The sequence below is a fragment of the Microcystis sp. M144S2 genome (assembly GCF_020246065.1).
Lineage (GTDB): Bacteria > Cyanobacteriota > Cyanobacteriia > Cyanobacteriales > Microcystaceae > Microcystis > Microcystis ichthyoblabe_A.
Genome location: NZ_JADBTR010000122.1, coordinates 24578 through 34493 on the forward strand (window position 1 = coordinate 24578; position 9916 = coordinate 34493).

General features: G+C 42.4%; 10 protein-coding genes and 1 pseudogene. 6 read left to right on the forward strand and 5 right to left on the reverse strand.

All coding sequences use genetic code 11. The annotated features are described in order from the left end of the window. The first annotated feature begins 41 nt into the window (after positions 1-41). Genes IM462_RS14675 through IM462_RS14685 form a run of 3 tightly spaced genes read left to right on the forward strand, consistent with a single transcriptional unit; the run spans position 42 to position 2439 of the window. Complete coding sequence (locus IM462_RS14675) at positions 42-434, forward strand: MerR family transcriptional regulator (protein ID WP_287702962.1); 393 nt, start codon at positions 42-44, stop codon at positions 432-434. A 5-nt stretch (positions 435-439) separates the two neighbouring features. After that, positions 440-1660, forward strand: a complete 1221-nt coding sequence (locus tag IM462_RS14680) for a hypothetical protein (protein ID WP_287702964.1) — start codon at positions 440-442, stop codon at positions 1658-1660. Further along, positions 1657-2439 carry a hypothetical protein gene (locus IM462_RS14685; RefSeq protein ID WP_287702966.1) on the forward strand — a complete coding sequence of 261 codons (783 nt, stop codon included), beginning with the start codon at positions 1657-1659 and terminating at the stop codon, positions 2437-2439. Before IM462_RS14680 ends, IM462_RS14685 begins: the two co-directional genes overlap by 4 nt. A 374-nt stretch (positions 2440-2813) precedes the next feature. On the opposite strand, the gene metK is transcribed toward IM462_RS14685, so the two are convergent. Beyond that, on the reverse strand, positions 2814-4064 hold the full coding sequence (gene metK, locus IM462_RS14690; protein ID WP_039899812.1) for a methionine adenosyltransferase: 1251 nt from the start codon (positions 4062-4064) through the stop codon (positions 2814-2816). Positions 4065-4389: 325 nt separating this feature from the next. On the opposite strand from metK, the gene pcrA reads away from it, so the two are divergent. Beyond that, positions 4390-6711 (forward strand): DNA helicase PcrA, encoded by a 2322-nt coding sequence (pcrA, locus tag IM462_RS14695; protein ID WP_287702968.1) that lies wholly within the window; start codon positions 4390-4392, stop codon positions 6709-6711. 9 nt (positions 6712-6720) lie between these two features. Here pcrA and IM462_RS14700 read toward each other — a convergent pair whose 3' ends face one another. Both IM462_RS14700 and IM462_RS14705 read right to left on the reverse strand, forming a co-directional pair. Next, entirely contained in the window at positions 6721-7062 is a 342-nt protein-coding gene (locus tag IM462_RS14700) for a DUF5615 family PIN-like protein (RefSeq protein ID WP_193956888.1), read from the reverse strand. After that, positions 7059-7292, reverse strand: a complete 234-nt coding sequence (locus tag IM462_RS14705; RefSeq protein ID WP_039899814.1) for a DUF433 domain-containing protein — start codon at positions 7290-7292, stop codon at positions 7059-7061. Before IM462_RS14705 ends, IM462_RS14700 begins: the two co-directional genes overlap by 4 nt. Before the next feature lie 325 nt (positions 7293-7617). On the opposite strand from IM462_RS14705, the gene IM462_RS14710 reads away from it, so the two are divergent. Together IM462_RS14710 and IM462_RS14715 are read left to right on the forward strand one after the other, a co-directional pair. Beyond that, positions 7618-8046, forward strand: coding sequence for a CAAD domain-containing protein (locus tag IM462_RS14710; RefSeq protein WP_287702970.1), 429 nt, complete (start codon positions 7618-7620; stop codon positions 8044-8046). A 354-nt stretch (positions 8047-8400) separates the two neighbouring features. Beyond that, the gene (locus IM462_RS14715; RefSeq protein ID WP_287702972.1) at positions 8401-8688 is read left to right on the forward strand and encodes a shikimate dehydrogenase; all 288 of its coding nucleotides are present in this window, start codon (positions 8401-8403) and stop codon (positions 8686-8688) included. Between the two features lie 108 nt (positions 8689-8796). Here IM462_RS14715 and IM462_RS14720 read toward each other — a convergent pair whose 3' ends face one another. Together IM462_RS14720 and IM462_RS21060 are read right to left on the reverse strand one after the other, a co-directional pair. Then, a complete protein-coding gene (locus tag IM462_RS14720; protein WP_157404800.1) occupies positions 8797-8889 on the reverse strand; it encodes a PEP-CTERM sorting domain-containing protein in 93 nt (30 codons plus the stop codon). Between the two features lie 27 nt (positions 8890-8916). After that, positions 8917-9378: pseudogene (locus tag IM462_RS21060) on the reverse strand (choice-of-anchor R domain-containing protein); the annotation flags it as partial. Positions 9379-9916 lie beyond the last annotated feature (538 nt).

Here is a 9916-nt window from a genome sequence, read left to right on the forward strand (position 1 = left end):
ATTTTATCATGGAGTAACGATAGGATTAAGGAGCAAAAATAATGCTCAAAATCGGTCAACTTTCCCTAGAAAGTGGCGTTTCAATTAAAACAATTCGTTATTACGAGGAATTAGGACTAATTCATTCTCCTGAGAGGACAGAGGGACAATTTCGCCTATTTACTCCCGATACTGTCCATCGCTTGCTATTTGTCAAAAGATTGCAATCCTTGGGTTTAAGTCTGCAAGAGATCCGCGAATGTTTAGTAATTCATGACCAGGGCGAGTTACCCTGTGGAGATATTCAGGAAAAATTAATTAAACATATTGCTGAGATCGATCGACAAGTGGAACAATTGCTTTTATTGCGTCAACAATTAACCGAAACCCTGCAAGGATGGACGGATACACCAGCAAAAGACAATCAATTTATTTGCCCTAATCTCAAGGTTTAACTATCATGAAAAAGTTAATTTTATTGGTAACTGTAGCACTAATTTCTACTCCTGTAATTGCTCAACATTTACATACTCAGTCACCTCAACCTCAGACTTTACAAGCAATTCCTGACAATATACCAGCTTGGATGTATAACAAGCAACGTAATCATATTTATCCCCAAAGAGGGGTTTATAACAATGCCATTTATAATGTCAGAGATTTAGCTTTAGATTTGAATGCGATCGCTGTTGGTCATGCCTTTGCCTACGAAGATATCGTAACAGGAAAAGCGAAAGATTTAGAAACTAAGACATACCAAAAAATTAATTGGGTTTTAAAAAATCCGCCTAAATTTATGCCCGACGAGGGTAATATCTCCCCAACTTTTGGCAGAAAATACGGTGTTTTAGAACAGGTTTTCGAGTGGGCGCATATTTTCCATGCTCAAACCGTTGATGTTTTAGCCAGCAGCAAATTAACTAATGATGAAAAAGAAGCAGAAATTGAAAAATTATATCAATTTTACTTGACAAAAGTTCCCTATGCTATTACTGGATTACCGATGAATATGGGTTATCTGGATTCCCAGCCCTATTCTAAAGCTTTTCGGCAGAAATATCCGAAAGTAAATGGCTTATTTTGGGGCTACCATTGGCTACAAGGAACAATGTATGACTTGCTTTATGAGAAAACTTTAGAGGAACAAAAACAGGCTTATAAACAGGTGGGTAAACAATATCATACTAAGGAATTATATCGCACCGATCGAGCTTTTATGCCCATGTTTGCCGAACTTAGTCCCAAGTTTGCCCGACGTTTTCCTGCAATATCTAACACCTTCGATAACCTGCATATGTTGCACGATATGGTTAATGATATTCTGGCATCAGATTGGCTAACTCCCCAACAAAAAGACGAACAAATTACCCGCGCTATTTGGTTAGTAATGGCTGCTAATCATCGGGAAATGGAAGCAGGAAAAAATTATGGTGGTGAAGGACTACATGATCATCGTTTTCAGTCAGGAATTCCGGGTATGGGATTAATGCCAGCAGATATTTCTCACGAAGGTCATAATCACGAAAATCCTGATAATTCTGAGAAAAAACCCGATAATTCTCAAGTAGATGAGGGAGGAGATCACCAACACCATAACCACGAAAATCACTCCCCAGAAAACCCTGCTAATACGGAGAAAAAACCTGACCACAGCAATGATCAAGAGGAACCGACAAAATGAGAAGATTTTTATTAATTGCCGTGGGTTTAGTTGCCAGTTTTACCAATCCAGTTTTTGCCAACGATCATAACAATCTTGATTCCGGTCGTCCCCTTTCTTTTGATGATTCTGAAAGTATGGGTTTTGGGGAACAATCGATAGAATTTGGAGGAAGTCTAGTCTTTCCTGAAAACAGCAATGTCGGTGGTGAGTTTGATATTGAATACCTCAACGGTATTATTCGCAATGGTCATATTATTATCGGCATCGATCCGCAAGTAGGAGGACGAGTGAATAGTGATGATACGGATTTTGATGTGGGAAATTTATCTGTAGGTTTTTTCTATAATTTCAATCGAGAATACGATAATGTCCCCGCTTTTGCTATTCGTACCGATTTAGGATTACCGACGGGAAATAATGCCGGGGGATTAGATTTTCGTCTGCGGGGAATTGCCAGTAAAACTGTTGGTCAATTTGATCGCTTGCATCTTAATCTCGATTTAAACATAAAAACTGACCCCGATAACGGCGATCGATCTTTTTTACCCGCTGCAATTCTCGGTTACTCCCGACCGATTGGTTATCCGAAACGCTTCGATCAAACTTTTCTAGCAGAATTGGGCGTAATTACCAGCGATAATAGTAATGGTGGTGCTTTAATTCGCACTGGAATGGGAATTCGTCAGCAAATTAATCGTCAAGGTGTGATCGATTTCGGTATCGAGGGAGATATTGCCACTAATAGCCATGATCAAAGTCAATTAAAGCTAAAAATTGGTTATTCTTTTAGATTTTAGCCTAGCATACTGAAGATTAATCTTCAGGTTAGAAAATCTGATTATTTATTCCCGCTTTTGCCTCTTCTCATAAGTAGGGTGTGCTGAATAAATCTAAAAACCTTGTTGGATAAGAATTTTAGACTTTTTTCCCATCAAAAAGTGCCAGATCTTGGGGTGATCGGGGGGGAAATTTAGGCACTTTTTCCCTGAAAATTAGGTAATTGACCCCCTGAAAATCGGTAAAACCCTACACCCCACACCCCACACCCTACCCCCACGAAAAACTTTTTGCCGCAAACCCTAAGTAGCCTATACTCAACGAATTTAGTATAAAAAAGGAATAGAGCCTGAAACTCTATTCCTGAATCAAAATTTTCAGTTAATTTTTAACCCTATACCACCGCAGAAGTCAAAGCTTCTTTGAGGATAGCGGCTTTATCGGTTTGTTCCCAGGGTAAATCGAGATCATTGCGACCAAAATGACCATAAGCGGCTACATCTTGGTAAAAACGCTCGCCTCTTTCACTGGGTAAACCGCGCAGGTTAAAGGTTTGGATAATACCAGCCGGACGGAGTTCAAAGTATTTATTGATTAAGTCCAGAATCACATCATCGGCGACTTTGCCAGTGCCAAAGGTTTCCACGAAGACACTCACCGGACGAGCTACCCCAATCGCATAACCCACTTGAATCTCGCACTTATCGGCCAAACCAGCAGCGACGATATTTTTGGCCACATAACGGCAAGCATAGGCCGCGGAGCGATCGACTTTGGTAGGATCCTTACCGGAGAAAGCGCCGCCACCGTGACGAGAATAGCCACCGTAGGTATCGACGATAATTTTCCGTCCCGTTAATCCCGCGTCGCCTTGGGGTCCACCAATGACGAATTTTCCAGTGGGATTAACCAGATAACGGGTATTGGCATCGGGTTTAATTTCTAAATCGCTGAAGACCGGTTGTACTACCGCTTCCCAGAGATCACTTTTAATCTTTTGTTGGACGAGATCATTATCGGTGATATCGCCGATAGTAGCATCGTGTTGGGTAGAAACAAGGATAGTATCGATACCCACGGGACGACCATCTTCATAAATGACCGATACTTGCGTTTTACCGTCGGGACGCAGATAGGACAGTTCACCCGTTTTTCTGACTGCCGCTAAACGGCGAGCGATGCGGTGGGCTAAACTAATCGGTAAGGGCATAAATTCGGGGGTTTCATTGCAAGCGAAACCGAAGACAATACCCTGGTCTCCCGCACCAATTTTATCGAGTTCATCATTGCTGAGAAGTTCGCGATTTTCCTGAGCAGCCGTGACACCCTGGGAAATATCGGGAGATTGTTCGTCTAAAGCGACTAAAACGGTGCAACTATTCGAGGAAAATCCGTTATCTGCGTTGATATAACCGATTTCAGCGATTTTACTGCGAACTAAATTGACGAAATGAACTTGCGCTTTCGAGGTGATTTCACCGGTAATCAAGACTAACCCTGTATTGACAACCACTTCAGCCGCTACACGACTGTGGTCATCTTGGGATAACAGAGCATCGAGAATGGTATCAGAAATCTGGTCACAAATTTTATCGGGATGTCCCTCTGTAACCGATTCCGAGGTGAACAAATAACGTTTAGACAAGTGATGTCCCTCACATAGTAGTACATTTGAACGTAAAAAGATTCCAAGAAATCTTTGATCATACAGTGTAACAGGGAATTTGTAGAGATCAAGTATTTTCAATAAGAAACCGCCCGAACATTGTCCGGACGGAGTGTGGTGTGAGGAGTGAACGGAAACTTTCGTCTCCGCTAATTCCATTGTAGAGGACAACTTAGAATCTTGAGCGATTTGAAACAAACTAGCCCAAAAAATTTTTATCTCTTCAAGGGGTTGACTAATGCCCGATCCCCGTCTCGATGATGTAGCCTGAGTAATAGAGGTCGCAGAGCTATATGGAAAGATTATGACAGTCACAGCCGATTATTTAGAACAACTCAATCCTTCCCAGCGCATCGCTGTTGAGCATTTTTGCGGCCCTTTGTTGGTGGTTGCTGGAGCAGGATCGGGAAAAACCAGCGCTTTAACCTATCGTATCGCCCATTTGATCCGTCATCACGGGGTCGATCCAGAAAATATTCTCGCGGTCACTTTTACCAATAAGGCGGCCCGGGAAATGAAAACTAGAATTGAAAAAACTTTTGCTCAACAGAAAGCACAGGAAAAATACGGTCAAAGATTAGAACTTTTAGAAGAATACGAACAGAAAAAACTCTTTTCTCAAGTTTATCGGCATTATACTAAAAAACTCTGGATCGGGACTTTTCACAGTCTTTGCGGTCGAATTTTGCGCTATGACATTAATAAATATCAGGATGAATATGGTCATAGTTGGCAAAGAAATTTCTCGATTATGGACGAATCTGATGCCCAGAGTTTAGTGAAAAATATCGTCACTAAACAGATGAATTTAGACGATAAAAAATTTGATGCTCGCAATCTGCGTTATGCGATTAGTAATGCTAAAAATTTAGGTTTAACCCCCACGGATTACGCCAGAGAAAACCCTCATTTTCGGGGAAAGGTTATTTCTGAGGTTTATCAGGCTTATCAGATGCAATTGGCGCAAAATAATGCCCTAGATTTTGATGATTTGATACTGGTTCCAGTCCGTCTTTTTCAGCAAAATGAATCTATTCTCGGTTATTGGCACACGCAATTTAAGCATATTTTAGTCGATGAATACCAAGACACTAACCGGATTCAGTACGAGTTAATTCGGCTTTTATCCACCAATGGTGAAACGAAAAAAAGTGAGTGGAATTGGACGGATCGATCTATTTTTGTGGTAGGTGATGCCGACCAATCTATCTATAGTTTTCGGATGGCCGATTTCACTATTCTGCTCAATTTTCAAGCGGACTTTGGTGATGGTTTACCCGATGATGATACTCGCACGATGGTGAAACTACAGGAAAACTATCGTTCACGGGAGAATATTCTGCAAGCAGCCAATAAGTTAATTGAAAAGAATAGTCAAAGAATCGATAAAGTCCTTGTTCCCACCAGAGAAGGGGGCGATAGTATCTATGTTTTTAAAGCTAGAGATGAACAGGAAGAAGCGGCTTTTGTTATCGATAAAATTCGAGAATTTACTCAAGAAAACCCCGAATTAAATTGGGGTAGTTTTGCCATTCTCTACCGAATTAACGCCCAATCTCGTCCCTTTGAAGATGGGTTAATTCGCAATAATATTCCCTATAATATTGTCGGGGGATTTAAATTCTATGATCGACAGGAGATTAAAGATGCGATCGCTTATTTACGAGTGATTGCCAATCCTGCCGATACCGTTAGTTTACTGAGAATTATTAACACTCCCCGGCGCGGTATCGGTAAAACCACAATCGATAATTTGCTCAAAGCTGCCCAAGAATTAGGAGTACCTTTATGGGAAATTATCAGCGATGAAACTTCCGTTAATACTCTCGCCGGTCGTGCGACTAAAAGCATCAATAAGTTAGCTAAAATTATCCAAAACCTGCAAGAAAAAATCACCGATTTATCCGCTAGTGAAATCCTAGACCAAATCATGGAAGATTCGGGATATATCGATGAATTAAAACAGCAGGGAACCGAGGAAGCTGATACCCGCATCGAGAATATTCAAGAATTGTATAGCGCTGTGGTACAATTCCAAGAGGAAAACGAAGAAACCAATCTCCAGGAATTTCTCGCTAGTGCTAGTTTAGCCTCGGATTTAGACAATCTTCAGGAAGGTCAAGAAAAAGTCTCGTTAATGACCCTTCATTCGGCCAAAGGTTTAGAGTTTCCTATCGTCTTTTTAGTCGGTTTAGAACAGGGCATTTTTCCCCATAATCGTAGTTTAAACGATCCCATTGCCCTTGAGGAAGAACGCCGTTTGTGTTATGTGGGAGTGACTCGGGCCAAGGAACAATTATTTTTAACCTACGCAAAAGAAAGATATGTCTGGGGGAATAAAGAGATGAAGGTAGCTTCCCAATTTTTGCAGGAATTGCCCCCAGAATTGCTCACAAGCAACCTGAAACCGAAAAAGACCCCAAAAGTGGTTCCTATGGAAAAAGCTGTCTCTGATCAAAGAAAATGGCAGGTAGGCGATCGAGTGTTACACTCTACTTTTGGAGAAGGAGAAGTGACCCATATCCTCGGTACGGGTAAAAAAATGAATCTAGCGGTCAAATTTTCGGGTTTAGGGCAGAAAATCATCGATCCTCGCACCGCACCCATGCAACTTATCCAGGAATAGGGGAGGATTTTAAGGAGTATTGCTAATCTCTACAATTATTGTTCCCTGCTCTAGTTGTTTCAACGCATCGGGTAAAGTAGCTGTCAGTAATCGCCGCAGATTCTGATTTGTGACATTACCACAGGTTAACCATAAAATTTGAGGAGGTGTTCCCAGACGACAAACCAAATCAATAAAGTCACTATCTTTGGTCATAATCACGGCATTTTCCGCTCGCGCTGCTGCAAAGATATCGATATCTTGAGCATCTCGAAGGGATAAGTCTCGCAGGGACGATGCTTCTAAATCAAAGGTCGCTGATAACCAGCTTGCTAGAGTTGGAGGTAGTTGAGCATCAATCCAAATTTTCATGCCGTTAGTTTAGGAAAATCCGTACACCGTGCTGCAAAAAGTAAACAAGCTTGGATATCTGCGAGTTCCAAATCGGGAAAGTCTTCTAAAATTTCAGTTATACTCACATTCTCCGCCAACATTTCCAAAATATCCGTTACTCGAATTCGCATCCCCCGAATACAAGGACGACCACCACACTGGCCAGGTGTTTGAGTAATGCGGGTAAGCAAGCTAACTGTGGAGTCCATAGAACGCATCTCGAAGATATTTAGTCTGCATTTAATTATCTTATCTGGTAATCCTAACAACCAATCCCCAGCACCCAACTGACGCCCCCTGATTCCTCAACTCCGATCGCTACCTGCTGTTAGAATAGAGAATTGCGGTCAGACTGACGATAAAATTGAGAAGCTAAATCCTTGATTCTTAATAGTTGTTGAGAAACTTTCCGCCTACTATCGCAATTATCCGATAATATGGGCAACAGCGAGTTAGTCTATTAAGTCTGTTAAAATTGACCCCCGTTGGTCGTATTCGCGCACTGTCTAACCTTTATGATGAGGATCAGTTAATATGGAATCAATGCAACCCACCGAGACCAAAAATCCGATTAGAACGGATTCACCCGGGTCTCTGAGCAAACCCAGCAGCAGCACCGAACAGATTTGGTCTGAATATGTAGAACCCGTTTGGGATTCGGTGATGTCCTATCTGGCTAACGTCCCCGATTATATCGGTGGTTTCTTCTCTGGATACAAAAAACCTTTAATCGTTCTGGGGGCAATTTTAGCGAGTTTTGTCACCGTGAAAGTTACCCTAGCGGTTTTAGATGCGATCGATGATATTCCCCTCCTTGCTCCTATCCTACAATTAGTTGGGATCGTTTATACTGGTTGGTTTGTCTGGCGCTATCTGCTCAAGGATGAAAATCGCCGCGAGTTATTAGCCGAAATTGATGCACTAAAAGCGCAAGTTTTTGGCAGTCACAATAACACTTTATAGAATCAAGCATAGATAACCAAGGAGTTGAGTGTTTCCGCTCAACTCTTTTGTTTTTGCACAAGAGCTTATACTATAGCGTTTTTCAGTCTAGTGAGGTACAAAAGTTATGGGTTTTAGGCAAAAGGCATGAGGCAAAAGGCAAAGGGGAATAAATAATCAGTTTTTAATAGCCTGATTTAGTATTAGCCACTTTCTCAGGAAATCCAGTTACTTTTGCTTTGATCTATTGATTATTAGTCGAAATCTCCACCAACGGCGGGGGCAGTCGTTTTTTCTTTGTTATAAGAGAGAGGAAACGGCAACGATTATCAGCCTACAATATCACCGAGCGATCGAATATTCCCCGAAATTCAGATGAGTCAAGCCCCCGTCACCGATTCCCTAGAAATTATCCTGACAAATATCACGGAAAAATTAGACTCTTTACAGAAAGATTTCACCGATCTAAAAGTAGATATGGCCGAGGTGAAAACCGAACTCAAGATTATTGATAGGCGATTGGAAAAAGTAGAGGGAACACAGGACGCTTTAATTCAGGATGTCTCTGACCTTAAGGGGGCAAAATCGTTGATTATTCCCGTGGTAGTGGCAGTATTAACCAGTATTCTGACTCTGCTGGTGCGATCGATCCCTAATCCTTAAAAGTTTCCCCGTTTGTATAGTAAATTCGTAGGTCGGGTTGAGGCAACGAAACCCGACATAGATCCTCGGTGGTTGGGTTTCACTCTGTTCAACCTAACCACCGGCAACTTATCCCTCGTTCCGACGACCTTTAACCCCCAGTAATCCCAATCCGAACAGGGACAACGCCGCGATCGCACTAGGTTCGGGAGTGCTGGCCACCGGGCTGGTTATCTCGGTTGCGTTGATCTGGAAACTGTTTAAAGTGATACTGCTAACGAAAATCGCTCCACTGTTATTACTAGACCTGGCTCCCGAGGACGTGGCGATGCCCGTCGGGGTTATACCAGGACTAGAACCGCGCCATTGGAAAGTTCCACTGGTAACGGTAACGTATAACCAGTATTTAGTACCGGCGGTAAACGTGAGGGGGCCAGTGGGAGTGAAGGTGTAGTTAAAGTCTCCCGCTCCTTGAGGGGTGGGATTGGTGAAATTGGCGAGGACGGTACTGCCCGGATCGCTACCCCCGACATCATTGCGGATCTGGACGAGGGGAGCCTCTCCGGTTTCGTAGGCCCTGAGTCGCAGGATGGCGTTGTCGAGGCTGTAATTGTTACCCGCGGGCAGGGTAAAGGCGAGTGCTTTTACAGTATTAACACCACTTAAAGTAGTACTATTATCATCATTCGTTTGCGGGAGATTCCCGATCAGAACCGCCGCGCGGACAGGGTTTACCCCCCCCCCGTTAGCACAAGTGAACTACTAATTCCCGCTAACACCAAAGACATAGGTAAGGTTTTCATGATCTCTAAAAAAGTTCAGAAAGACTGCATTAATCCTATTGCAGCTGTCTCTTCTTTACGACCATTGATTATTTATAGTTATCATTTATCGTCTGGTATGATATTTAATTCTATAGGGTGTTGACAAAACGGCTAGAAAGTGGTAAGCAACATCGGGCAGTTTCTGGTCGTGCCAAGTGCGATTCCTGTAGGGAGAGGGTAATAGATCCTCGGTGGTTGGGTTTCACTCCGTATTAACCCGAAGTGATGTTTTTTTATCAAAAAAACTCGATCGCTTAATTGCGATCGAGTCAAGAAAAAACAGACTAATTAGGGCTTGCTGAATAAAGGTGAAATGTAGGCAAGGTAAGGGTTTTGTGGCTTTTCTCGCGAAACAGGTGCAAGATTTTGAGAGAATCGTGCTTCAAAACCTTGCGTCTTCATCGGCCCGCGTCCTGTAGGGGCGA

Bases quoted from the DNA above. Each gene is read 5' to 3' on its own strand.
- IM462_RS14675 (WP_287702962.1), top strand. From the start codon at position 42: ATGCTCAAAATCGGTCAACTTTCCCTAGAAAGTGGCGTTTCAATTAAA.
- IM462_RS14680 (WP_287702964.1), top strand. From the start codon at position 440: ATGAAAAAGTTAATTTTATTGGTAACTGTAGCACTAATTTCTACTCCT.
- IM462_RS14685 (WP_287702966.1), top strand. From the start codon at position 1,657: ATGAGAAGATTTTTATTAATTGCCGTGGGTTTAGTTGCCAGTTTTACC.
- pcrA (WP_287702968.1), top strand. From the start codon at position 4,390: ATGACAGTCACAGCCGATTATTTAGAACAACTCAATCCTTCCCAGCGC.
- IM462_RS14700 (WP_193956888.1), bottom strand. From the start codon at position 7,062: ATGAAAATTTGGATTGATGCTCAACTACCTCCAACTCTAGCAAGCTGG.
- IM462_RS14705 (WP_039899814.1), bottom strand. From the start codon at position 7,292: ATGGACTCCACAGTTAGCTTGCTTACCCGCATTACTCAAACACCTGGC.
- IM462_RS14710 (WP_287702970.1), top strand. From the start codon at position 7,618: ATGGAATCAATGCAACCCACCGAGACCAAAAATCCGATTAGAACGGAT.
- IM462_RS14715 (WP_287702972.1), top strand. From the start codon at position 8,401: ATGAGTCAAGCCCCCGTCACCGATTCCCTAGAAATTATCCTGACAAAT.